The organism is Enterococcus sp. E5-37, from assembly GCF_035726925.1.
Taxonomy (GTDB): Bacteria; Bacillota; Bacilli; order Lactobacillales; family Enterococcaceae; genus Enterococcus_B; species Enterococcus_B faecium.
Window position 1 is genome coordinate 14,546 of sequence record NZ_JAPMLG010000018.1, and the last position, 23,122, is coordinate 37,667.

Below are 23,122 nucleotides of genomic sequence, written 5' to 3' on the forward strand. Positions count from 1 at the left end.
GATGACGATCTTTGAAACGGTTGTAACAGATGTTGGTATAGAAGCAGAAGTATTCAGGAAAGAAAAAATAATGATTTTATTTGGAGATGAAGCACCGGAAACATTAACAGATTATTGTTATAAGATTGAATTGAATCAGGTAAGAAAAGAAATAACTTGTGATATGAAGCTCTGCTTTGATAAACAAATGTATGTAATCACAGCAGTAGGAGATGTTGTCCAAACTAATTTGAATGAATTAGGACATATCACGATAAAATTTGATGGATCTCATGAGCCGGAACTTCCAGGAACAATGTATGTAGAAGATAAGGAAATGCCGTATTTAAGAAAGGGGACAATCATTAAAATCGATCAAGAGGATCAGAATGGGGGAAAGCTATATGGAAATCATGCTTGATACAGCAAATACAAAAAGTATTTATTCTTGTCAACAGTTTTTGAATTTAACAGGCGTAACAACAAATCCTACTATTCTGAAAAAAGAAGGAGCGTCAAACTTCTTCTCGCATATGAAAGAAATCAAAAAAATAATCGGACAGATTCCTATCCATATTCAGACAATAGGAAGAACGGAAGAAGAAATGATAGAGGATGCTCGAGTTATCATAGAAGAACTGGGAAAAGATACGTTTATCAAGGTGCCGGTGAATCAAGCAGGCCTTCAAGCGATCAAAAAGTTGAAAAAAGAAGGTTATTTGATTACCGGTACAGCTATTTACACAGAATTACAAGGGTATTTAGCTATTAATAATGGAGCAGATTATATTGCACCTTATTATAACAGGATGCAAAATCAAGGCATTGATGCTATGAAAGTGATTGATTCGTTGCGGACTGAGATCGAACGTACGCAAAGTCCAACAAAAATATTAGCAGCTAGTTTCAAAAATTGTGAACAAGTCACTACAGCCATTCGATCTGGAGCTCATGCGATAACGTTAGGTAAAGAGCTACTAGATCAAGTATTAGAGATGCCCTCGATTGATAAAGCAGTGAGGGGCTTCCAAGAAGATTGGGTGCAAACTTTCCAAGCAGAAACGATTGGTGAACTAAAAAAGGTCGCTGATTACTTCTGAATCAATTTCTCCATAAAATAAACGATAGCCTTCTCGAAAACTCGAGAAGGCTATCTGACGATTCAATATTCATTAATTTAAAGTTTGGGTGACTATTACTAACTATTACTTATTTCTCATTTAAACGATGTATTCCCTAACCTCTAATACATCCTTGTAACTCTGAAGTTACGCCAGTTTTGAATAAATTTCATAAAAACAAATGAAAAGTGTCGCATAAAAATATCTTTCGTGTTTCTCTAGTATAACAGAATAAGAAGAACAAGTCCAGAAGGGATATTTTCAGTCTTTTTTTAAATAACTTTTCAGTCGAGTTTGAGTTTATGATAGTTGTTTTTGAAGCGATACGGCAAGTGAAAAAATAGGGGAGCATGAAAGAATCTACTTAATGGCGCATTGATTCATGTGATAGAAATAAAAAACTTTTTTAAATTTATATCCTCATGATTGTAACAAATAAAAAAAGACCCCAATGAAGTTGTGGCAAAAGTGGTTTGCCTCAAAAATAAGAAGGAATTTCCAAAAATCACTTCTCAAATTTTGCCACATCCCCAATTGGGTCAAATTTGTTTATTTGAATATATTTTTTACATAAGGATCTTTAATAGTTACATTGTCTTTTTTCATCACTTTACGGATTGTTTTATCCATGAATTCCGTATCAAGAGTTTTTGCTTCGGTAGCAATTTTTTCTAGCTCAGATTTGTATTTGCCTTTATTAGAACCTTTATCCTGTTTTTTTACCATTTTTACTAGATAATAGCTTTGCTGATAAGTCGTTGGATCTGTTACAGGAATGATATCAGAAACTTCCCCGTTTTTTAGTTTAAATGCTGCTTTTTTTACTTCAGTAGGAATCTCTGGATTGGTTGAATCAAAATTCATTTTTCCATCAGTTTCCTTTAATGTTTTATTTTTTCCATAAGCTTGAACAAGCTTGGAGAAATTTTCCCCTTCATTTGTTGCTTTTTTTGCTTTATCTGCTTCTTCTTTAGTCGAAAATAGAATGATCTGTGTACTAACTTCTGGATAGAATTCTTTCCAAGCAGTGTCTAGATCTTTATCTGTTAATTTTACATTGGCTTTCAAACCGTATTGGAAAGCCAGCATCTGTTTAAAGAGTTTCTTATATGTCTCTTCTGTTTGGCCAACTGCTTTTAATTGTTCCTTGTAGTTTGGACCGAGTTTTTTGATTTGTTCATTATATTCTTTTGTTACTTCCTTTGAAGAAATCTCTTTTCCGTATACATCATCAAATGCTTTGAAGACAATCATTTTTTTTAATAGTGTTTGATTATTTGATTTAACTTTTGGGTTATCATAAAAATCCTGAACTGTAAGTGTTCCACCTTTAAACGTTGCAATCGTTTCATTGGACTTGCTACAACCTGAGAATAGTAAAATTGCACATGCTGAAAGGCACATAATTAGTAGTTATTTTTTCAAAAAAATTTCCCATCCTTTCCTTATTAAAAACAGTCTAACAGAAGAATTAGGGAGACAGTCTTTCATTTTCGTAAGGTTGCTGTAGATATTCTTAGTTCGTAAAAATCTATTCTCTCTATGATGGAGAACATTTACATAGTTTTCACGAGACAAGAAAGAAAAGGGTTGTTAAACTTAATATAAAGGAGGGATGAAAGATGATCAGGATTATTCGGTTGATTGGATCTGTTTTAATAGTCTTAGTTGGTTTTGTTTTAGGAATTCTTGTCAATAATGCACTTGCGGATATGTTTATTGGAAATAGTGAATGGATTGGAGCAATTGCCGGTACAGTCGGACATTTAGCTGTTTTTTTACTAGCTTTATTTCTTGCTAGTAAGGTCGAAGGAAAAAGAATAGAAGATTATGGTGTTTCTGTTCGAGGAAAAGACTGGGGGTATTTAGCGGGAGGTCTCGTTGTTGGAATTGGAGTGTTTCTGCTTATTACTAGTCCATTATATTTGACGGGGGCGTATCGGTTAGATTCAGGAAACGCAAACATTGTGCCGCTGATAACGAGTTTTATTTTATTTATTGCAGTGGGGGCATCAGAAGAGCTTTTATTCCGTGGCTTTTTTCAGCATCAGATGCTTAGATTTGGTCCGTTAATAGCAATGATTGGATCTGCTGCATTATTTGCTCTTTTGCACGGATTGAATCCTAACATGACATTTCTGGCAGTTTTCAATATCTTTTTAGCAGGTTGCTTTTTCAGTGCACTTATCTACAGTACAGGAAGTTTATTTACGGCTATTGGTGCTCATATTACTTGGAATTGGACACAAGGAGCTATTTTGGGTATACCAGTCAGCGGAACGCAAGAACAAGGTTTTTTCTCCACTCTGATCCAATCGCAAAATACAATAATTACTGGGGGAAACTTTGGGGCTGAAGCATCTATATCGACTACATTATTCTTGTTAGTCTTGATTGTTGGTTTGTTACTCTATGCATATAAAACAAAGCGGATGAAGAAATACACTGCTGTTTATCAATAACTATATAGCTATTAATGATTATCCATATTTAAAATGTTATATGGAGATCAACAGAGTATACTTTAGTACCTGCTATAAGCAACAAAAAAGTCCCTTCTAATAAAAGAGACTTTGAAGTTATTTATTTTTTTTGGATTTCCTGTAAATTGAAAAAGCTTCAAGAACACTTAAAAACAATACCGTATAGAAACCAGAACCTATAAAGTCTTTATTTAGTAAATATTCAACAGAAATTCCGATAATACTACCTAACAACAAATTGATTAAAAGGGAAAGATAAGGATGTTTTTCGTAGAATAAATCTATTTTAGCTTTCATAGGTTCTCCTTTTGTATTAATTACTCTATTTTATAATCAGTGGTCACAGCTCTTCTCACTCCGTCATAGCCAGTTCGTTTGTAAAATCCTACCCAGCTATTACAATTTTTGTCTTATAGTCGAGCGACTGCATTTACTGGGATATTGCCATAATTTGTCCAATCAGCTGCTAGAGTAGGCAGTATTTATAGCTCCAGCTGTTATACCAGTACTTAAAGCAATATGAGGATATTGCCATGCTTCCCACGTTGCAACATTAGCACGAGCTTTTGTTTCCATTTTTACTACCATAAGACGACCGTTCTCGTCTTTTCTATAGATACATTCAAGTTATCATCGTTAGAATAACTAGTATTTTTGATGATATTTTGTTCGCTAGCAAAAACAATTCCAGTTGGGAGAATTGTTGATCCAAAAGTTAGTAACAAGGTTGATAATAGCAAACTTTTTAATAATATTTTTTCTTGATGTCCGCCTCTTAAAATAAATTGTAATATACGTATTTACGAATTTAATATAACATGTGACTTGTTTTAAAAGAGAAAAAATCACAAACAGTTGTTTTGAATTCATAATCGCTAGTGTCATTTGACGTGCTAGTAAACAGAATGTATTGCCTAAAAATTATCCTTTAGACGAAAGAAACAAAAATTAGTTGTATCTATTTTAATTATTATGATACAGGCAGCAGAGCATATGTTTTTGATGTTTTTAATACTTGAGAAATTTCATAGTAAGTAGTAAGGTACCTACTGGTTCAAAAAGATGTGGACATTGATCTATTAGTATAGAAGTAATTGATTGATTTTATTAAAACTCGACATAAAAGCTTTAAAAAAAGACATGGAGAATAAAGAAAAGAATTAGTGATAGAATGATAGTATAATAGTTTTTACTTCATAAGATAACAACTGCTCAGTAGTCAACTGAAAGTGGTTGTTTTTTGTTTTCTCTATCTTTTCAAGATATCTTTTATAAATGGTTTTTCTTTAAACATGCCAACGTTTTGCGCGTCTAGAAGACGAGCAACCAGAACCTGTATATAATTTAATCATGATACATTCCTCCAATAGCTAAATATTTATGAAATAATAACATGAAGAAATAGTCGAAAAGTGCCATTTATAGGTGTAAAATAAGAAAATGTTGTCACGTATAAAGGAACGAACGAGATAAGAAATGCTATCAAAGGAACCCCAATAAAAAAATCAGAAAATGGAATATATTTTTTTGATTTCTAACCATAAAATGGAAAATAGTAGTAAACGAAACATCATTAGAAGAAAGAACTAGAAAAAAGAAAGAAGGCATACGTATGTCAAACACAGCCGACGCAATAGTAGTGATCGATTTACAAAAAGGGGTATGTTTTGATTCTTCACCGATACACGAATTAGAAACAGTGACAGCATTAGTGAATAAAAGAATCAAAACATACGAAACGATTGGAAAGCCAGTTATTTTCGTTCAACACGAAGATGATCAATTAGTGCCACAAACAAAACCATGGGAGATATTGTCGGAATTATCTATTCCTGAGCACAGTTATTTTGTGAGAAAAACCCATGCGAATTCATTTTATAAGACTAATTTGAGTGTTTTATTAACTGAATTGGACTGTCATTCGATCGAATTATGTGGGGCACAAGCAGAGTATTGTATAGATACGACTGTGAAGTTTGCTCATGGATTAGGATACCAGCTTATGATGTGTAGAGGAGCAACGACAACTTATGATAATCCTTTTATGAAAGCAAAGGAAACAATCGCTTTTTACGAGAAAATTTGGGATAAACGATTTCTGACATTTTTGGAGCAATAAGTTGTTTCTTCGTTTAAAAAAAGCAGAATGGATACTGGTTTATCCATTCTGCTTTATTACGTAAAATGAGAAAATAATCCTGTTCTATTTTTATGGGATAAACCATTTATTTTTTGTATAAAAAATGTTTGCGTTTACATACAATTCTCCTAGAAACATAAAAAGGAGTGAATAGCTTGAGAACAAAACAAGTATTAAAGGGAGCGTTGGTCATCTTATTTGCTGTAAGTACAAGCGTCCCGCAATGGACAGTATATGGAGAGAGCATTTCTTCCGAATCGGAATCTCGGGAGGTAGAAACCACAGAAACTACTGATGCTGGAAATGAAACGAAATCGAGTACTTCACAAACAGAAACAAATACTGAAACAACGGCTGAGACATCTGTTACTAGCACAGATCAAGAAACGACCGCTACCACAGATAACCAACAAACAGAAGAAGCAACAGCTACAAAAATGTCAAACGACGAATCCTCTTCTGCTAAAGTAAGTGACAAAGAGAATGGGACAGAAAATGATGATATCGGTAAAGGTGAAAATTTCAATGGTAAAGAATATTTGAATTACTTCGGTAAACAGATGACAGAAATACTTAATGGACCAACAGAAGACATCAAGTCAAAATTAATAGAGTTATTAGTCACTGAGCTTGCTGTTAATGATTATGGTGTAGATAAAGAGATTATCAAACATCTGATTGCTACTTATCTATTGTACGATATCGCTTTTGCAAAAAACAGTGTGTTGATGTCGATGCTTGGAGGTACAGATGATGGGACAACGCCTACAGAAAAAACAGGCTTCTATCCAAATACAAAACAACTTCATCAAACTGTACTAAACAAACAAGATGGCAAAATGATGGATGTATATGCATATTATGTCGATCAAGGTTCAGATAAAACAGTCATGATCCATGGCGGATTTCGAGGGAATTGGAATAACGGGATCATTACAGAAGAATACGATGATTTTTATAAGGCCGGGTATAATTTATTATTTGTTGATTCCAGAGCGACTGGTAATAGCGGAGGCGATTATGTGACCTATGGACAATATGAGTCAGATGACGTCCTTTACTGGATAAATCAAGAAGTTCGAGAGCGGCCATCTCAAAAGATTTTACTTTATGGTGGTTCGATGGGAGCAGCTACGATGATGTCTGTATTAGCGAAAGATATTCCTGTCAATGTCAAAGGAATTATTGAAAATTGCGGATTTGCATCAATTGATGAACAACTACGTTTTACGTACAACCAGACAGTAGTCCCCGCACTACCGGATGCCATAAAAAATCAGTTAGACATCATTGGGGATCAAGAGCATGAATATTTATTTATGGGCCTTTTGAAACAATACTATTTTGATCAGGAGATGCATTTGGATACAAAAGCTGCTCTACCTACGATTGGAATGTCAGATTCATTGCCTAAATTGATTATCCATGGAACAGCAGATGATGTAGTACCTGTGTCTAACGCGCAAAAATTATATGAGTTATCAGGAGGGTATAAAGATCTTTTATTAGTAGAAGGAGCAGGGCATGGAAAGGCACAGGAAGTTGACCATGCTGCCTACACGAAACATGTAACGGACTTTTTGAAAGTAGTGTTTCATGATCAGATAAACGTAAAGTATGTGGATGAAAACAATAAAAGTCTACTCAAAGACCAGGACGAAATCCAGCTTTACGGAGCTTATGGAGAGAATTATATGACAGAGCAAAAGACATTCGAAGGATACGAATTAGCAAATGTTGAAGGACCGACTGAAGGGGTTTTTAATGAGACGATACCAACTATTATTTACCATTACAAAAAAATCCCAGTAGCTCCACCAAAAAAGCAAGATCCGACAGAGAATGCAGACAATAAGGGAAAGAATGAACCTCGAGAGGATCAATCAAGTGATGATACGCAACCGATTCAGATGACAGTGAAAGTACAAAAAAAGACAGATGCAAAAAAAGAATGTTGCCGAAAACTGGAGAAAAGAAACATTCGCTTCTCATTTATTCAGGTGGATTTTTATCTGTTAGCACGATTATCACATGGATTTGGCGAAGAAAGAGAGGGTAAATGAATGAAATGGTTCAAGCGAATAGTGATTGCAGTACCAGTTATCATCGTAGTTATTTTAGTCACTGTATTTTTGATTAATCAAATCACACCAAAGCCGATTAGCTTGCTTGTTAGAAAACAATTTGACACAAGTGAAAAAGAACAAGTATATGCCCGACCAGATGATTTCCAGCAAAAAATCGAACAAATCGATATAAAAAAAGAAATATCCTATCCTTCAAAATACAAAAATAATAATATGGATATCTACACACCGAAAGTGGAAAAGAAAAAGTCACCGATTCTTTTCTGGATGCATGGAGGCGCATATGTAGGAGGGGATAAAAATGATTGTCGTGATTATTTGGAATATCTATGTTCAGACACGCAGCAAATCATCGTAAATATAGATTATGAACGATCACCGGAAGCAAAACATCCTACACCAGTTATCCAATTGAACGAAGCCATTCAAGCAGCTAAAAAAGAGATAAAAGATCAAGCAGATTGGTCGAATATTTCGATTGGTGGAGATTCGGCAGGTGCACAAATTAGTGGAGAATATTTGTTAGCACTTCAAAATGAAGAAATTAAAAAAGCTGATCATCTTGATCCGACTTTGGAGAACAAGCAGATTACGAAGTTTATTTCTTTGTCTGGTCTGTTGGATCCTTCTGCATTTACTCAAGTAAGTGATAAAATCTCTAACTTTCTTTATGAAAAATGTGGATGGGCTTACTTTGATAATAAGGACTTTGAACAATCAGAGAAGGTCAAAAGTTTAGCCTTGGTCAGACATGCGGATCGTTGGACGCAAAACACATTCTTAACGGATGGAAATACAAATACGTTTACGAAACAAATGGAAGAAGTAACTTCTGTATTTGAGAAAGCGGGGGTGAAAGTCACAAAAGTAGATTATGCGGAGAAAAATGCTGTTTTGAACCATGAATATCAGTTTGATTTCAGCAATAAACAAGCGCAAGAAACATATCAAAAGTTAGTAATGTTTTTCAAGGAGTAAAGTCTTATGATGCAAAAGAGGTTGTAATCTGTCACTTAGCTCCAAGTCACAAGGAGCAATTTCAATAAACAAGCTTTTCATGGTTTATGAATATTGTAACTTGTGACTGAGGAGTTAGAGATGGCAAGGGGCACCTTTTATTCGAAATTTGGGAATATCACACGATTATTGTCACGATCTCTTTTACGTAAATTTTATAAGTCAGATTTGTTGTTTTGATCGTTTAAAAAAAGCAACAAATCCGAAGCCTGCGGAGGCAAGAAGGGACAAAAAGCCGAGTGGTAAGCAAAAGAATGCTGGTTCCACTAATATTCCGTTGTTATTGATATAAGGCTGGGAACAAAGATGAATAGCAAATAAAATCAATGCACTAGCGAAAAAAAGCAAAGAAATATGGATAGCTTTCATAAGCAGCACCTCCTTTTTTATAATTGTATGATAAATAGATTAAGAATCTATAAATGTGACAAGTTTGTTAGGATGTGAATAAAATGATCATCCAGCGAACTTGAAACAAAGATGGCTAATGATAAGCAATTAATGATTCAGCAATCAGATAGTTACAAAGTTTACCATCATACGTCTAGACCAATAATAGAAAATATGGGAATATAATAGAAAAGATTTAGGATACCCCCAAAAGAATTTCCCCAAAAATTCGATGTATCCTAAACTTTTTTATTTTACATAACAATCATATCAACTGTGAAATAAAATTACAAATGATAACCTAAAATGAGGCCAAAAGCCAGTGTTATCAAGGAAATACTTAATTTACCAAAAATTTTTTTAATTTTTTAGAAAATAAGAAACAAAAATAATAAAAAAAAGAAAAGATAAATTTTTTACTACTGTATACTAACTTTGTTATCGCATCTAACAAGTAACTCGAATAATACCAATACAACCTTCTCCAAAGATGCGATGACATACGTTCTAACCCACCGACTATTGATGTTCTGTACCACCCTTGCAGAACCAAAAAAGCCACTACCAAATATTTGGTAGTGGCTTTTTTTGTTTTATGGATTTTTCGCTTTTTATGTTATGGTGCTATTCTTTGATTTCAGAAATCGTATGTCGAACTTTAGCGATAGAACGACGTGATTCTTTTTCGTTGTAAAACATCAAAATCACATATAGAGAGTCCAAAATGCTTAGTTGAGAAATACGGGAAGCTAAAGCTTCAGATCGGAATTCTGTTTCTTCAGAAATAGAAATAAAAACGACATCGCCAAGTTTAGCAAGGGAAGAATTAGCTTGGCTAGTAATAACGATTGTTTTTGCTCCAGTTTTTCTTACGGTTTCAGCAATATGGATTGTTTCTTTTGATTGCCCTGTGTGAGAAATCAAAACAGCACAGTCTTTTTCCGTCAATAAAGAAGCTTCCATCAATTGAATATGGTAATCCGTGCTGTGAGAAGTTGCAATAGGGGAACGCAAAAATTTATGATAAGCGTCAGTTGCTACAATCTCTGAACCGCCAACACCGAAAAAATAGACACGTTTAGATTCATTGATAATAGTAGCCGCTTTTTTTAGATCCTTTTGTTGTAACAACTTTTTTGTGTCATTTAAAGTTGAAATACTAGACTCGAACACCTTTTGCGCCATAGTGAGCTCAGTATCTGTTTTCTGAATATTTTCGTGGATAGAAATAGCAGATAGATCATTTTCTTGGATCAACATCGCCATTTTGAAATCTTTAAATCCATTATAACCAAGTTTTTTTGTAAATTGAAAAAAAGTAGAGTCAGCAATACCTAGTTCACTTGCTAAATTGCTAATAGGACTATGACTTACTTTGCTTGGATTTTCTAAAATATAATCGGCGATAGCCTGTTCTTTTGGGCTGAAGTCGTTGTACATTGTTTTGATTTGTAGTCTTATGGAGACGCTCATGAGAATTCCTCCTTTTCATAATAAGATTATCATTTTTTCCGTTCTCATTAATGTTAAAGATACAAGGAGAGTAGGAAAAAATCAAACAAAAAATATTTTTGTAAAATCTATTTACAAAAAAATATTTTTTTGTATAATGAGGGTATAAGAAATGGAGGCGCTATCATGGAAATTGGTGTAATTGGTTTGGGAAAAATGGGATTGAATTTAGCTTTAAACTTAAAAGAGCACCATCACAAAGTACAAGGACTCGACATTTCAAGTACAGCTGTTAGTCAGGCAAGAGAAAATGACATTCCTGCTTATCAAGAGATCTCTGAATTTCTAGCTACTTTTGAGCAGAAAAAAATCATCTGGTTAATGCTTCCTGCTGGAGAGATAACCGAAAACATGTTAAGAAAACTTTTTCCAAAACTCGGACCAGGAGACATTATTATTGAAGGCGGAAACTCTTATTATAAAGATTCAATCCGTCGAGCAGAAGAGTTTCAGAAAAATGAAATCGGTTACTTGGATTGTGGGACTTCTGGAGGAATCGAAGGAGCACGACATCAAGCCTGCTTAATGATTGGAGGAGATAAAGAAACTTTTCTATCCGTGGAACAATTATTCAAAGATGTAGCAATTGAAAGAGGATATCTGTATGCTGGTGCATCCGGAAGCGGACACTTCTTGAAAATGATCCATAATGGAATCGAATATGGAATGATGCAAGCAATCGGTGAAGGATTCCAACTTGTACAAAAAAGTGAGTATGCTTTTGACTTGGAACAAGTCGCACGTGTTTGGAATCATGGTTCGGTGATTCGCGGCTGGCTGATGGAAATCATGGAAGATCAGTTAAACGAACATCCCAATTTAAGTAATTATCGGGGAATCGTTTCTGCATCAGGTGAAGCAAAATGGACGGTTGAAACAGCGCTAGAAATGGCTGTTCCAGTTCCAGTAATTGCAACTAGTTTGTTCATGAGGAATCTTTCACAGGAAGAAGATAGTTTTTCAGCAAAAGTAGTTTCAGCACTAAGAAATGGGTTTGGCGGACATGAAATAGTTGAAAAGGGTGAGTAAAATGCCAGATTATCATATAGCAATCGTTAATTCCAGCAGTTTCGGAAGAGTCTTTCCACACCACTTGGAAAGATTAAAGTCAGTTGGAGACGTTCATTTCTTTACTGTTGATCAAGAGATTCCAGGAAAAGAACTAGCGGAGTTACTTAAAGGATTCAATATCATTATTGCAAGTGTTACGCCATTTTTTCGACGAGATTTTTTTGAAAACAAAGATGAACTGCTATTGATTTCCCGACATGGTATTGGTTACAACAATATTGATTTAAAAGCAGCAAAAGAACACCAGACAATCGTATCTATCATACCTGCTTTAGTTGAACGAAATGCTGTAGCAGAAAATAATATAACTAATTTGTTGTCCATGCTTCGACGCACGACACAAGCACAAGCAAGAGTCAAGGACGATCGATGGGAAGATCGGGCGGAGTTCGTCGGTAGGACGCTGTTTAACAAAACAGTTGGTGTGATTGGTGCAGGAAATACCGGAAGCGGAGTAATCGAAATTTTGCGTAACGGTTTTCGCTGTGATGTTCTAGCTTATGATCCTTACAAATCAGATTTATACATCGAAAGCTTTGGTGCAAAAAAAGTAGAACTTCAAGAATTACTGGAACAATCAGATATCATTTGTTTATGTGCGAATTTGACAGAAGAGAACTATCACATGATTTCTGATAAAGAAGTCGATCAGATGAAAGAAAATGTTTATCTATCTAATAGTGCAAGAGGCGCTCTAGTTGATGAAGAAGCGATGATTAATGGTCTGAAAAGCGGAAAGATCGCAGGATATGCCACAGATGTTTTAGAAGAAGAACCGGGACGTCAAGATCATCCGTATTTAGCGTTTGAACAAGTAGTGATTACGCCACATATATCGGCCTACACAAGGGAATGTTTAGAAGCAATGGGTGAAAAATGTGTCAGAGATGTCGAACAGATCAGTCAGCACCTTCTTCCTGAACGTTCTGTCCAGACAAAGAGCAACTATATAAAAGGATGATGAAGAAAATGGTGAACGGTTTAAAAGTGAAAACAGGCCCTCAATTTTATTTATATGAAGAAGGTGGTATTTCAAAAGTTTCTGATCTCTTGAAATCATACGGCGCGAAAAGAGTACTGGTCACCCACGGAACGGTATCATGGGAAAAGGCGCTACCTAAATTAGTATTTTTGAATGACGAAACGATTCAATTTTTTTATCATCGTTATTCTGGAGAATGTAGTTATGCTGAAGCCAGACGAATAGCTACAATCATCAAAAAAAATGAAATCGATTTCGTAGTTGGCGTTGGCGGAGGAAAACTGACCGATCTAGTGGGTTATAGTGCCAATCTTGCAAGAATCGATTTCGGCGTCATCCCTACTTTAGCTAGTAATTGTGCTCCATGGACACCTCTTGCTGTCATGTATAAGGAGAATGGACAAGCAGAAGGGAAAACAGAACACTTTTACAGACAAGCTGCTTTTTTTATAACAGATCCCCAATTAGTGATTGATTCCCCTGTTCCATATTTCATTGCCGGGTTAGCAGATACACTAGCAAAATGGTATGAATCTGAGCTCATCTTAGAACAAGATTTTTTGCAAGATGAATCATTTTTGAAGCTAGCACAAGATACTGCGAAGATCTGCAAAGAAGAGATTTTGAATCATTCTGCTAAAGCAATCCAAGATATGGCACAAAGAAAACTGACATCGGAGTTCAAACAGCTTTCAGAGATTATCTTTGCTGTTGCTGGTTTAGTTGGAGGATTAGGAGATAAATACGCAAGAAATGCGGCAGCACATGCTATGCATGACGCTATCAGTAAATATATTCCGGAAAGCCATCGTTTTCTACATGGAGAAAAAGTAGCGTATGGGATTTTCTATCAACTGGCACTAGAAGGTCGCTGGGAAAAAATAGACGAGTTATATCCTTTGTATCGGGAATTAGAACTGCCGGTTTCTCTAGAACAAATGGGATTATTTCCGAAAGATAAACAGATAATAGATAAAATGGCTGAATTTATTGATTCGAAAGAGAAAGTGCATTTGATTCCTATAGAGGTAACACAGAAATCACTGATACAGTCAATGATGGAACTGGAAGGTTATATCAGAAAGATCTGAAGGAGGAGGACACATGGAAACATTAAGTGTAGTACAAAGTTTGTTGATTGCTTTATGGGTAGCCGCGGTTATGTCCCGCTGGTTAGGTGGAGGAGCCACGTTGACCTTACGTTTTTCTCCTTTGATGACTGGATTAGTCGTCGGGTTGATCATGGGGGAAGTTGCACAAGCGATGATTGTTACAGCCGCTTTGCAAATGATTTATATGGGGGTTTTTTCTCCAGGAGGATCAATGCCAGCTGAACCATCTATTGCAGCAGCTATCGCAGTACCAGTCGCATTATTAGGGGATCTGTCGCCAGAAGCAGCGATTGCCGTTGCGGTGCCAGTCGGATTGCTCGGAAGTTACTTGTATCAGTTTCGTTTTTTCATCAATACTTTTTTAGGTAAATATACAGACAAAGCTGTAGAAGATTTGAATACAAAAGCTATGGCCCGATCAATTATTCTTTATCCAACGGTTGCCTCATTTTTATTATTCGTTCCGCTTGTTTTCATTGCTTTATATTTAGGGGCGCCATTGATCGCTGATGTAATCAAAGCTTTAGAGGGAACAGTCGTTATCCACATTCTTGAAGTAGTAGGTGGAGGGTTAGCGGCAATCGGTATCGCGACAACTGTATACGTTATCGGTCGAAAAGATTATCTGGTCTTTTTCTTCCTTGCTTATTTTATGAGTGTTGTTTTGAAATCTTTAGATATTACGATGGTTACTTATGCCATTTTTGGGATTATTATCGCTTTGATCTTTGTCCAGTCGCAAAAAGGGAAACAAGTACAGCCTGCCACAAGCAATAACAATTCAGCATCTTTTGATGACGAAGATGACTATGATGACGGATTTTAATTTAGGAGGAATGGGAAATGGCTGAAATAATGGATAATCAAACAGGTGCTCCTGAAGAAATCACGAAAAAAGATGTAACAAAAGCCTATCTGAGATGGCATTTTGCAAACGAAATTCCTCACTCTTTTGAACGTTACTTGGCGCCATCACTACTATACGGAATGATGCCAATCTTGAAAAAACTTTATAAAGATGAAGACTCTTTAAAAGCAGCATATAAACGGCAGTTACTGTTCTTCAACACTCAATTAAGCTGGGGTGGCGGTGTGATTACTGGCCTAATGTCTTCTATGGAACAGCAAAGAGCAGAAGAAGAGTATGAAGAAAAAGAGATCTTGATGCAGGATGACTTGATGTATAACACGAAAGCGGGATTGATGGGGGCACTAGCAGGAATCGGAGATGCAATCGATTCAGGAACCGTCCAATATATTTTTATCGCAATCGCGGTACCTTGGGCACAACAGGGAAGTCCTTTAGGCGCACTTTTTCCTTTTATCTGCTTTGGGTTGTATCAGGTTTTACTAGGGGTATTTTTCGCAAGACAAGCTTTCACTATGGGCCGTAATGCTACAGGCCTAATGCAAAACACTGGTGTTCAGACAGCGATTGAAATGCTATCAGTTTTAGGGTTGTTTATGATGGGGGTGCTTGCGGGAAACTATGTAAAAGTAGAATCTTCATTGAAATTTGCGATATCCGGACGTGAGTTTGTTATCCAGGAAATTCTTGATCAAATCGTGCCAGGGATATTACCTTTAGCTGTCGTAATGGGTGTGTACTTGTTCTATACGAAAAAAGGATTGAAAGTCACACAAGCATTATTATGGCTGACTGGAATATTAATTGTGCTAGCAGGAATCGGTATTTTATAAAAAGAAGGGAACGTGAATAAGATGGGTGTAGTCAATTTAGCGCGTGTGGATGAGCGTTTGATCCATGGGCAAGTAATGGTAACGTTATCTCAAAAAAGTGGAGTGAATTCCATTTTTGTTGTAGACGAAGTTGTAGCAAAAGATAAATTTATGAGAGATCTTTACAAAAATGCAGGAAGCCGTACAGGACAAAAAACAATTGTCATTACACCAGAGAAAGCTAAATTCTATTGGGATGAATATCAATTTAAAGAATACAATTGTATTTTGATCGCAAAAACAGTCCAAACGATTTACGACTTAGTAAAACACGGAATCCCCATGGAAGAATTGAATATTGGAGGGATTGCTCAAAAAAATCCTGATACAGATCTTTTAGTGACGAAATCTGTTTATTTAAATAAATCAGATGCTGAAAAATTGAAAGAAATGAATGAACAATATGGCGTAAAGAATATTTATTTTCAAGCCACTCCATCTGCACCTAAAACAGGATTAAAAGATGTATTGAACAAGTTTGATTTGTCATAAACAAATGCTTAGAAAAAAGATAAAGAGGGCGAAAAAATGAAGAAGAACGAGCTGTTTCGTGATTGGGAATTTCGTTATCGCTATATTTACCGTAAGCGCCGTACAAAAAAGAGTAAACAGCGTTTTCTTTCAGCATTAGTATCAGATATTTACAGTATGAGAACAGATGTGACAGTCACTGCTTACGATACGCTAGCCTACCGATCAAAAAATATTTATGTTGGAGATATCGAAAAAGCAGAGAAAGTTATCTGTACTTATTACGATACACCCGTTCATGCATTAGGAAGTTATTTCATGTTTGATTGGAAAGACCAAAGGAAAAAAACAATCTACTCTATATTATTGTCCTTCATTTTGTTGTTCAGTTTAGGTTGGTGGGGAATGATGATATATAACAAAAATCCTCATCACGTATTCGATCTGCTATCCGTACAAACAGGTATCACTGTACTAGCATTTGGGAGCTACTTTTTCTTATTGGGAAAAGCAGCTCGCGGATGGCCTAGCAGACAAACTTTTATTCGAAATACTTCATCCATATTAACGATGCTAGAAATGATCCGTACGATTGATGATCCGAGTGTAGCGTATGCGTTTGTTGATGAAGGCTGTTATGGAGAAAAGGGCTTAGACAGCGTGAGATCGGGTATGAAAAAAGAGGCTATTCTTTTTTATCTAGACTCTGTTGGGGCAGATACACCGCTACAGTTTTCGGGAAATTATTTTTCAAATAAAGAACAGTGGCTGAAACAAGTTGATAAGTTGAAAGAAAAAAACGTCAATTATATTTTTAGTGCAAGAAAAAAGCAAGCGCAGTTCTTCTATTTGACCAAAACAGATTTACGAGGGAAAACATTTAATTGGCAAAATGCCAATCAGATTATTGCTCTTTTTCGATAAGTAAAAAGTGCAAAACAAGGAGTGAGAAGACTAATGTTGGAAATCATGATCGTTACACATGGTAAGTTGAGCGAAGGACTGAAAGATGCGGCGGAAGTAATTGTCGGGACATCGAGCCATATTGAAACAATGTGCTTAGAGTCTGGGGAGGACATCCAAACATTCGGAGAGAAGGTCAAAGAAAAATTAACTATGATCAACACAGCAGAACCCATGCTAGTATTTGTTGATCTAATTAGCGCAAGTCCGTACAATCAAGCGCTCTTGGCAGTCAATGAACTGACTGAAGAAAAGAAAGCAGCCACTTATGTCATAGGGGGCGTGAATCTGCCAATGTTGTTAGAAGCAATCAATCATCAGATGCTTCACACACCGATAGAAGAAGCGGTGGAACAAATTGTCAAACAAGGAAAAGATAATTTAACTGTTTGGCATGCTTCAGCGGAAGAAAAAAAATTAGATGAGGACGATTTTTAGAAGGAAGGCTGAAAAGATGAAGTGGGGATTTAGATGGTATGGTGAAAAAGGGGATTCGATCCCATTAAAATATGTTCGCCAAATACCGGGAATAAATGGGATAATTGGAACTTTGCTGACTAAAATGCCTGGAGATGTTTGGGAGATTTCAGAAATTGAGGAGTTGAAAGCATCTGTTGAGAGCCAAGGACTGGAACTGCTTGGAATTGAAAGTGTAGCGATCCACGATGCAATCAAGGCAGGGACAGATGAACGAGATTACTATATTGATAACTATATACGAACAATCAAAAACTTGTCTCGATGTGGGGTTCGATTGATTTGTTATAGCTTCAAACCAATTTTTGGATGGGCGAAAACTGATTTGTTTAATGAAAACAACGATGGAAGCTATTCTCTTTTATACGATCAGAAAATCGTCGATCAGATGGAGCCAGGAGAAATGTATCAATTGATACACAGCCAGTCAAAGGGATTCAAATTGCCGGGTTGGGAAGAAGAACGGTTGAAAAAATTCGCTCAGCTGGAAAAACTGTATGAAGGAATGACCGAAGAAGAATTATTTGAAAATCTGACTTATTTTTTAGAAAAAGTGATTCCAGTGTGCGAAAAAGCAGATGTAAAAATGGCTATCCATCCAGATGATCCGCCATGGGAACTTTTTGGTTTTCCTAGAGTGACGAAAAATCTTGGCGACTTGAAGAAAATTCTAAATGCAGTAGATTCTCCATATAATGGACTAACGCTGTGCACAGGATCTTTAGGGGCAAATCCGGAAAACGATTTAGTTGAAATCATCCATGAGGTAGGTTCGCGCATCCATTTTGTCCACTTCAGAAACGTGGAGTTTTTAGGAGAAAGAAAGTTCAAAGAAACGGCACATCCCTCTACAGAAGGCTCCCTTGATATGTATCATATTATGAAAGCGTTGGTGCAAGAAGGGTTCGACGGTCCTATACGCCCTGATCATGGTAGAACCGTGTGGGGTGAAGTGGCTATGCCTGGATATGGCCTGTATGATCGTGCAATGGGACTCACTTACATGCAAGGTCTATATGAGGCGATAAGTAAGGAAAAACCACTGGGAGAGCATTATGAATAAAATCAAGCTCTTCATCTTTGATATGGATGGCCTTTTATTAGAAACTGGACGTTTAGCTTATCGTGCTTATGTAAAATCAGCACAAAAGTATGATTATGAAATGCGTAAGGAAGTCTATTATTTACTAACTGGCCAAACAGAAATGGCGATAAGAGAACAAATGGGCATTTTGTACGGAGAAGATGTTCCATATATCAAATGGCGAGAAGCAATCAATCAATATAAAGAAAAAATCGTGAAAGAAGATAAGAGAGTATATACGAAAAAAGGAGCAGAAGAAATTTTATCTTTTGCAAAAGAAAGAGGAATCCATACAATCGTGGCTTCGTCTAATATACGGGTAAAAGTAGAAATGTATTTAAAAATGGAAAATCTATATGCCTTGTTTGATCAAATCATTTCAGGGGATGATGTAAAAAAAGGAAAGCCGGAACCAGAGATCTTTTTGAAAGCTTGTTCAAAAATGAATATTCCTCCAAGTGAAGCACTTGTATTTGAAGACTCGATTGCAGGGATCGAAGCAGCAAGGCGAGCGGGCATTTTGTCTTTTCTCATCAAAGATCATTTGATAGGGTTGCCCGATCATAATGGGAAGCATAAGTTGAAAGTAGATGTAAGTTTATATGAATCCAATAAAGCAGACTATGAATTTTATGACCTGCATCAAGCAAAACGATTTTTAGAAAGTAAAGGGTTGTATCTCTAATAAAGAGGACTATTTTCTAGTCCTCTTTATTTATTGTCCTGCACGACTGAAGGAACAGATGAAAAAGAAGTAATTTTTTATTTTGAAGTATCTACCTTATTTGTAGTGAACAATTTAGAACAAACACAAAACGCATCTACTGTTATCTACCAGTAGATGCGTTTAAAGAGAAGAACGAGAATCGTCCATATGAGGGTTTCCACTCCTTATGCAGATTTTTTTAATTCTTGCACTGCTTGTTCGATCGTAACACCTGTCGCTACATGATTGGTATTTTCTTTGTCAAAAACGACAAATAGATTCAAATCTGTATCCAAGGTTACTCGATATTGTATATCTTTGTTATAGAATGTCATAGCCATTCTCCTTTCTTTAAATACTTGCTGAAAGGCAACGAACGCGTTGATAACGAAATTCCATTTATAAGTATACCACCAATTGAAAGGTTTTCATAGTTAAGAAATTTTAAAGTCAAAAGTTGCAGATAAAAGCAAATAAACAAGAAAACAAAAAGTGAATCAATCGCGGTTATTCAACTTTTTCTTCGATTCGAAGACAATAGAAGACAATGAATTTTATATTTCATTGCATTATCCTTGTGTTATTAGAAAAAGCATGATATATTAAATGAGTAATCTATTTTGAAACGTAATTTGAGCGATATATCTACATAGATAAAACTCCTTTTGCCTATCAAATATTTATTGCAACGAAAAAACGTACATTGATACGTATCAGGAGGAATTTATTTATGAATAACGGTACAGTAAAATGGTTCAACGCAGACAAAGGTTTTGGCTTTATCACTGGTGAAGATGGAAATGATGTATTTGCACATTTTTCAGCTATCCAAGGTGACGGCTTCAAAACTTTAGAAGAAGGCCAAGCAGTGTCTTACGATGTTGAAGATGGTCAACGTGGCCCTCAAGCAACAAACATTGTTAAAGCTTAATAAAAATTGACTTTTAACCGTCTTTTCGAAAGAAAAGACGGTTTTTTTGTACGAAAAAATTCATTGGTCGTTGAATGGGCTGAATAGTAGTGTATAAAACAATTTTGTGGAGCGTGAAGCTTTTATGGTAGAGGAAAATACGAATAAAGTGATGTTGATAAAAAGATTCCTATCTTGAATATGAATCGAGATGTCTTGAAAATGAATGAGTTTGACCAATCATTATCCTATCGAAATTTACAGTTTCGTTCGATTGGTCTGTCAATTAATGAAAAAGTAAAAAAGAATATGTTCTAGGAAGAGGGCGGCACATCTAAATTTTTAAGTAACGGACAGTTCAAATATCAAGCATTGAAAGAGGCTATCCTACTGTTTGAAGGAATACGAATATATAAAAACGACAAAGAGGAAAAAGTAGTTCATTAAATCCCTTCAAGTGATGAAAGAATGAGATCTAATAAAACCTGATCTTTCATCTGTTTTTTTAATAACGTAATAATTTTTTTATTTTTTGTGCTTTCGCCGTTATTGTAGAGTGATTTAGCATTCTTATTTTTAAAAATAACTGTGTTATATATTAAAAAAGGCATAATAGTTATAAGCTTTTTTAAAGAATATTTAGAAATTATTAATTTTCGTCTGAAAACAAAAAAAGAAAGCGTTATTATTTTAGTCTATTTTCAGGGGGGTAACCTTATGATAAAAAAACTATTTTTACTATCAATATTAACGCTAGCAATGGCAGGTTGTTCTGACTCTGGCTTAGCAACTGAACTGATCACAAAATCAACTGAAGCCACGACAGAGGAGTTAAAATGTGGAAACGATCACAGTGACTACAGAGGCTTAAATCGACGATGCATGGGAATATTAGGCAGAAGCAATTGTAAGCATCGATGTAGTAATCGAAGAAGGTGTGGAAGAAGCAACAGAAAAATCAAAAGAAAGATCAAAAGAAGCAATCTGTGCTGTGCATCGTATACAGACGTCGAAGATGCGGTACTTTTAAACCACGTCAGGAGATGTTCATTTATGTCTAGGGAAGTTGGCGATGAACCAAAACTAGAGTACGCTTTTAGTTTTGCACGTGAGGATGAAGATAACCCTAAAACTTACGACATTTTAGCTTGATCTAAGATGGTTAAAGCTTTTTAATGAAGTAAGAGGAGATAGAAGGCTTTTCTAGTTATATTAGGTAAGATAAATTCCTTTTTGCTCCAAATTTGCTAAACATTCTGCTAGATAAACTTCATCGTGTTCCGGATAAATCGGCACGTTGCGCTCTACAGTAGGTAAATCAAAAAATGCTTCGCATGATTTGCCACGATACATAGGATTTTTCCACTCTGGTGCTGGGCTGTAACCACGTTTTTCCATTTCATCCATGACAAGCTGATGATATTGGAATAATCTATAAGGAGAATAGTGAAAAACATAATCCACAGTAGCATGTTTCTTTCCCCAGCCATTTCCTCTTAATGCACAGCATTCCCGATGTTGTCCTAAAAGCTGTTGACGAGGAAGCTTTGAAATCAATTTTTCATGCCATAATCGCATAGAAATGTCTCCTTTATATATAGATTGTTAACCTTAGACGTTAAATGAAAAAACCAGCACCAAGGCTGGAAAAAATCACTTCAGTTTGCTTGCTGTTTCTGAGCGACCAATTAGGTAATCAACGGAAATATCGTAAAAGTCAGCGATATAGATTAATTCAATGATGCTTGGAATTTCTTCTCCTTCTTCGTACTTACGATATTTGAATAAAGGAATACTTAACGCGCTAGAAACAGCTACTTGAGATAAAGATCGGCCAGTTCTTAAGAAATTCAGACGACAACGTAAAGTATCCAGTAAAATAGCTTCTTCGATACTCATTTAATCACCTTTCATTATAGTAGAATAGTTATAATGACTATAGAAAGCTACACATGCAATCAATAGTACTCAATGTTTTTTATTTAAACGTATCAAATAAAGAATGACGATCAATAAAGACAAAACCAGTCCTGATAATTCTTCTATAAAAACACTATCGGGTTCAAAGTAGTTGTAATTAAAAACTTTCCACATAAAGTAGATAGCCGGAAGAGTCAAAATAGCTAAATAAAACCGTTCTTTGTTCCAATTCATAAGATAAACAATACTTGCGACCAGTGCGACCGCAGGCACCCAAAACAAAACTCTCACCAACGTAATCATGTAACGGACTCCTCAACGATTCATATAATAAAAGATAACATGTTATTGCATACATCACAAATGAAATGCTAGGAAAATAAAAGAAGAATAGATCAATGAAAAATGAAAAAGCAGAACAGTTTTCTGCTGATAAGCAGGAACTGTTCCGCTGAATGTGTCTTATCTATCGAGAAAAAATCAATGGATTGATATCTAAGTAATTCAATACATATAAAAAGAGGACGATCGCATTCACTAAAAAGGAAAGAATGATGATCCCATGGCGAATGGAAACATATTTAACAAATACTTTTGTTTGAATACGGGCATATCTTTTTCCTTTATAGCTGAGCATCATGACAAGAAGCAAAAGGGTAATCACACCTTGAAAAATCATTCCAATAAACAGAATTCCTGAGGTTTGATAATTTAATTGGAGAAAATAAGCTGCTGCCGCAACTAAATCGAATAAAATCGCAATAAATGGCAAAATAATCACTCCTAACATTGAGAATAAATAAAAGAATAACATTTTTTCTAAAATAAGCGGGAGCGTCAATAATTTTGTGTAAATAAATTGTCCTCCTGCAAAATAATTAGTTACTCAGTAAACATTGAAACTAATGTATCGGTTACCTGTTGAAAACCTTTATGGCTTCTGTTTAGAAATTTTTG

Annotated in this window: 25 protein-coding genes and 2 pseudogenes; 18 read left to right on the top strand and 9 right to left on the bottom strand. The window is 35.6% G+C overall.

Features of this window, described 5'->3' with window-relative positions; all coding sequences use genetic code 11:
* Position 1 precedes the first annotated feature (1 nt).
* Both OS138_RS11930 and OS138_RS11935 read left to right on the top strand, forming a co-directional pair.
* Entirely contained in the window at positions 2-400 is a 399-nt protein-coding gene (locus OS138_RS11930; RefSeq protein WP_002319298.1) for a PTS glucitol/sorbitol transporter subunit IIA, read from the top strand.
* On the top strand, positions 384-1,079 hold the full coding sequence (locus tag OS138_RS11935) for a fructose-6-phosphate aldolase (protein ID WP_002323639.1): 696 nt from the start codon (positions 384-386) through the stop codon (positions 1,077-1,079). The genes OS138_RS11930 and OS138_RS11935 overlap by 17 nt, the downstream gene beginning before the upstream one ends.
* Positions 1,080-1,649: 570 nt before the next feature.
* Here OS138_RS11935 and OS138_RS11940 read toward each other — a convergent pair.
* A pseudogene (locus tag OS138_RS11940) lies at positions 1,650-2,538 on the bottom strand (peptidyl-prolyl cis-trans isomerase).
* Positions 2,539-2,722: 184 nt separating this feature from the next.
* Between OS138_RS11940 and OS138_RS11945 the strand changes: the two are divergent.
* The gene (locus tag OS138_RS11945) at positions 2,723-3,562 is read left to right on the top strand and encodes a CPBP family intramembrane glutamic endopeptidase (protein WP_002296628.1); all 840 of its coding nucleotides are present in this window, start codon (positions 2,723-2,725) and stop codon (positions 3,560-3,562) included.
* Between the two features lie 117 nt (positions 3,563-3,679).
* Here the strand turns inward: OS138_RS11945 and OS138_RS11950 are convergent, their stop codons facing one another.
* On the bottom strand, positions 3,680-3,880 hold the full coding sequence (locus OS138_RS11950; RefSeq protein ID WP_002299261.1) for a hypothetical protein: 201 nt from the start codon (positions 3,878-3,880) through the stop codon (positions 3,680-3,682).
* Positions 3,881-5,195: 1,315 nt separating this feature from the next.
* On the opposite strand from OS138_RS11950, the gene OS138_RS11955 reads away from it, so the two are divergent.
* The 3 genes and pseudogenes from OS138_RS11955 to OS138_RS11965 all read left to right on the top strand — a co-directional run bounded on the left by OS138_RS11955 (position 5,196) and on the right by OS138_RS11965 (position 8,788).
* A complete protein-coding gene (locus OS138_RS11955; protein ID WP_002298694.1) occupies positions 5,196-5,702 on the top strand; it encodes a cysteine hydrolase family protein in 507 nt (168 codons plus the stop codon).
* 167 nt (positions 5,703-5,869) lie between these two features.
* A pseudogene (locus tag OS138_RS11960) lies at positions 5,870-7,782 on the top strand (alpha/beta fold hydrolase).
* Positions 7,783-7,786: 4 nt separating this feature from the next.
* Positions 7,787-8,788 (top strand): alpha/beta hydrolase, encoded by a 1,002-nt coding sequence (locus OS138_RS11965; RefSeq protein WP_325070167.1) that lies wholly within the window; start codon positions 7,787-7,789, stop codon positions 8,786-8,788.
* A gap of 201 nt (positions 8,789-8,989) precedes the next feature.
* Here the strand turns inward: OS138_RS11965 and OS138_RS11970 are convergent, their stop codons facing one another.
* Together OS138_RS11970 and OS138_RS11975 are read right to left on the bottom strand one after the other, a co-directional pair.
* Complete coding sequence (locus tag OS138_RS11970; protein WP_002296638.1) at positions 8,990-9,196, bottom strand: DUF3955 domain-containing protein; 207 nt, start codon at positions 9,194-9,196, stop codon at positions 8,990-8,992.
* Between the two features lie 645 nt (positions 9,197-9,841).
* Positions 9,842-10,690, bottom strand: a complete 849-nt coding sequence (locus OS138_RS11975; protein WP_002296639.1) for a MurR/RpiR family transcriptional regulator — start codon at positions 10,688-10,690, stop codon at positions 9,842-9,844.
* 165 nt (positions 10,691-10,855) lie between these two features.
* On the opposite strand from OS138_RS11975, the gene gnd reads away from it, so the two are divergent.
* From gnd to OS138_RS12025, 10 genes are all read left to right on the top strand, one after another.
* Positions 10,856-11,758, top strand: coding sequence for a phosphogluconate dehydrogenase (NAD(+)-dependent, decarboxylating) (gene gnd / locus OS138_RS11980; protein ID WP_002296640.1), 903 nt, complete (start codon positions 10,856-10,858; stop codon positions 11,756-11,758).
* 1 nt (position 11,759) lies between these two features.
* Entirely contained in the window at positions 11,760-12,761 is a 1,002-nt protein-coding gene (locus OS138_RS11985; protein WP_002296641.1) for a D-isomer specific 2-hydroxyacid dehydrogenase family protein, read from the top strand.
* A gap of 8 nt (positions 12,762-12,769) precedes the next feature.
* Positions 12,770-13,873 carry an iron-containing alcohol dehydrogenase family protein gene (locus OS138_RS11990; RefSeq protein ID WP_002300139.1) on the top strand — a complete coding sequence of 368 codons (1,104 nt, stop codon included), beginning with the start codon at positions 12,770-12,772 and terminating at the stop codon, positions 13,871-13,873.
* Between the two features lie 13 nt (positions 13,874-13,886).
* The gene (locus tag OS138_RS11995) at positions 13,887-14,720 is read left to right on the top strand and encodes a PTS mannose/fructose/sorbose/N-acetylgalactosamine transporter subunit IIC (protein WP_002296646.1); all 834 of its coding nucleotides are present in this window, start codon (positions 13,887-13,889) and stop codon (positions 14,718-14,720) included.
* A 17-nt stretch (positions 14,721-14,737) separates the two neighbouring features.
* Positions 14,738-15,595: a PTS system mannose/fructose/sorbose family transporter subunit IID gene (locus OS138_RS12000; protein ID WP_002296647.1), complete on the top strand. Its 858-nt coding sequence runs from the start codon at positions 14,738-14,740 to the stop codon at positions 15,593-15,595.
* A 21-nt stretch (positions 15,596-15,616) separates the two neighbouring features.
* Entirely contained in the window at positions 15,617-16,126 is a 510-nt protein-coding gene (locus OS138_RS12005; protein WP_002296648.1) for a PTS system mannose/fructose/N-acetylgalactosamine-transporter subunit IIB, read from the top strand.
* A 549-nt stretch (positions 16,127-16,675) separates the two neighbouring features.
* The gene (locus tag OS138_RS12010) at positions 16,676-17,029 is read left to right on the top strand and encodes a hypothetical protein (RefSeq protein WP_002321678.1); all 354 of its coding nucleotides are present in this window, start codon (positions 16,676-16,678) and stop codon (positions 17,027-17,029) included.
* Between the two features lie 33 nt (positions 17,030-17,062).
* Complete coding sequence (locus OS138_RS12015) at positions 17,063-17,506, top strand: PTS sugar transporter subunit IIA (protein ID WP_002296653.1); 444 nt, start codon at positions 17,063-17,065, stop codon at positions 17,504-17,506.
* Positions 17,507-17,522: 16 nt separating this feature from the next.
* Positions 17,523-18,608, top strand: coding sequence for a mannonate dehydratase (gene uxuA / locus OS138_RS12020; RefSeq protein ID WP_002296654.1), 1,086 nt, complete (start codon positions 17,523-17,525; stop codon positions 18,606-18,608).
* Positions 18,601-19,314 (top strand): HAD family hydrolase, encoded by a 714-nt coding sequence (locus OS138_RS12025; protein ID WP_086311863.1) that lies wholly within the window; start codon positions 18,601-18,603, stop codon positions 19,312-19,314. The genes uxuA and OS138_RS12025 overlap by 8 nt, the downstream gene beginning before the upstream one ends.
* Before the next feature lie 206 nt (positions 19,315-19,520).
* Here the strand turns inward: OS138_RS12025 and OS138_RS12030 are convergent, their stop codons facing one another.
* Positions 19,521-19,670 (bottom strand): hypothetical protein, encoded by a 150-nt coding sequence (locus OS138_RS12030; RefSeq protein ID WP_002296658.1) that lies wholly within the window; start codon positions 19,668-19,670, stop codon positions 19,521-19,523.
* 395 nt (positions 19,671-20,065) lie between these two features.
* Between OS138_RS12030 and OS138_RS12035 the strand changes: the two genes are divergently transcribed.
* Together OS138_RS12035 and OS138_RS12040 are read left to right on the top strand one after the other, a co-directional pair.
* On the top strand, positions 20,066-20,266 hold the full coding sequence (locus OS138_RS12035) for a cold-shock protein (RefSeq protein ID WP_002293303.1): 201 nt from the start codon (positions 20,066-20,068) through the stop codon (positions 20,264-20,266).
* A 567-nt stretch (positions 20,267-20,833) separates the two neighbouring features.
* Positions 20,834-21,397 (top strand): hypothetical protein, encoded by a 564-nt coding sequence (locus tag OS138_RS12040; RefSeq protein WP_025477586.1) that lies wholly within the window; start codon positions 20,834-20,836, stop codon positions 21,395-21,397.
* A gap of 60 nt (positions 21,398-21,457) precedes the next feature.
* On the opposite strand, the gene OS138_RS12045 is transcribed toward OS138_RS12040, so the two are convergent.
* From OS138_RS12045 to OS138_RS12060, 4 genes are all read right to left on the bottom strand, one after another.
* The gene (locus OS138_RS12045; RefSeq protein ID WP_002296662.1) at positions 21,458-21,823 is read right to left on the bottom strand and encodes a TIGR02328 family protein; all 366 of its coding nucleotides are present in this window, start codon (positions 21,821-21,823) and stop codon (positions 21,458-21,460) included.
* 75 nt (positions 21,824-21,898) lie between these two features.
* A complete protein-coding gene (locus tag OS138_RS12050; protein ID WP_002296663.1) occupies positions 21,899-22,144 on the bottom strand; it encodes a helix-turn-helix domain-containing protein in 246 nt (81 codons plus the stop codon).
* A gap of 69 nt (positions 22,145-22,213) precedes the next feature.
* The gene (locus OS138_RS12055) at positions 22,214-22,468 is read right to left on the bottom strand and encodes a hypothetical protein (protein WP_002296665.1); all 255 of its coding nucleotides are present in this window, start codon (positions 22,466-22,468) and stop codon (positions 22,214-22,216) included.
* Between the two features lie 163 nt (positions 22,469-22,631).
* Complete coding sequence (locus OS138_RS12060) at positions 22,632-22,955, bottom strand: hypothetical protein (RefSeq protein WP_325070168.1); 324 nt, start codon at positions 22,953-22,955, stop codon at positions 22,632-22,634.
* Between the last annotated feature and the right edge of the window lie 167 nt (positions 22,956-23,122).

Coding starts and splice junctions, on each gene's coding strand:
- OS138_RS11945 (WP_002296628.1), top strand. CDS start 2,723: ATGATCAGGATTATTCGGTTGATTGGATCTGTTTTAATAGTCTTAGTT.
- gnd (WP_002296640.1), top strand. CDS start 10,856: ATGGAAATTGGTGTAATTGGTTTGGGAAAAATGGGATTGAATTTAGCT.
- OS138_RS12060 (WP_325070168.1), bottom strand. CDS start 22,955: ATGTTAGGAGTGATTATTTTGCCATTTATTGCGATTTTATTCGATTTA.
- OS138_RS12045 (WP_002296662.1), bottom strand. CDS start 21,823: ATGCGATTATGGCATGAAAAATTGATTTCAAAGCTTCCTCGTCAACAG.
- OS138_RS11985 (WP_002296641.1), top strand. CDS start 11,760: ATGCCAGATTATCATATAGCAATCGTTAATTCCAGCAGTTTCGGAAGA.
- OS138_RS12000 (WP_002296647.1), top strand. CDS start 14,738: ATGGCTGAAATAATGGATAATCAAACAGGTGCTCCTGAAGAAATCACG.
- OS138_RS11975 (WP_002296639.1), bottom strand. CDS start 10,690: ATGAGCGTCTCCATAAGACTACAAATCAAAACAATGTACAACGACTTC.
- OS138_RS12010 (WP_002321678.1), top strand. CDS start 16,676: ATGCTAGAAATGATCCGTACGATTGATGATCCGAGTGTAGCGTATGCG.
- OS138_RS11950 (WP_002299261.1), bottom strand. CDS start 3,880: ATGAAAGCTAAAATAGATTTATTCTACGAAAAACATCCTTATCTTTCC.
- OS138_RS11990 (WP_002300139.1), top strand. CDS start 12,770: ATGGTGAACGGTTTAAAAGTGAAAACAGGCCCTCAATTTTATTTATAT.
- OS138_RS12015 (WP_002296653.1), top strand. CDS start 17,063: ATGTTGGAAATCATGATCGTTACACATGGTAAGTTGAGCGAAGGACTG.
- OS138_RS11935 (WP_002323639.1), top strand. CDS start 384: ATGGAAATCATGCTTGATACAGCAAATACAAAAAGTATTTATTCTTGT.
- OS138_RS12025 (WP_086311863.1), top strand. CDS start 18,601: ATGAATAAAATCAAGCTCTTCATCTTTGATATGGATGGCCTTTTATTA.
- OS138_RS11930 (WP_002319298.1), top strand. CDS start 2: ATGACGATCTTTGAAACGGTTGTAACAGATGTTGGTATAGAAGCAGAA.
- OS138_RS11970 (WP_002296638.1), bottom strand. CDS start 9,196: ATGAAAGCTATCCATATTTCTTTGCTTTTTTTCGCTAGTGCATTGATT.
- OS138_RS12055 (WP_002296665.1), bottom strand. CDS start 22,468: ATGATTACGTTGGTGAGAGTTTTGTTTTGGGTGCCTGCGGTCGCACTG.
- OS138_RS11995 (WP_002296646.1), top strand. CDS start 13,887: ATGGAAACATTAAGTGTAGTACAAAGTTTGTTGATTGCTTTATGGGTA.
- OS138_RS12005 (WP_002296648.1), top strand. CDS start 15,617: ATGGGTGTAGTCAATTTAGCGCGTGTGGATGAGCGTTTGATCCATGGG.
- OS138_RS11955 (WP_002298694.1), top strand. CDS start 5,196: ATGTCAAACACAGCCGACGCAATAGTAGTGATCGATTTACAAAAAGGG.
- uxuA (WP_002296654.1), top strand. CDS start 17,523: ATGAAGTGGGGATTTAGATGGTATGGTGAAAAAGGGGATTCGATCCCA.
- OS138_RS12030 (WP_002296658.1), bottom strand. CDS start 19,670: ATGACATTCTATAACAAAGATATACAATATCGAGTAACCTTGGATACA.
- OS138_RS12050 (WP_002296663.1), bottom strand. CDS start 22,144: ATGAGTATCGAAGAAGCTATTTTACTGGATACTTTACGTTGTCGTCTG.
- OS138_RS11965 (WP_325070167.1), top strand. CDS start 7,787: ATGAAATGGTTCAAGCGAATAGTGATTGCAGTACCAGTTATCATCGTA.
- OS138_RS12035 (WP_002293303.1), top strand. CDS start 20,066: ATGAATAACGGTACAGTAAAATGGTTCAACGCAGACAAAGGTTTTGGC.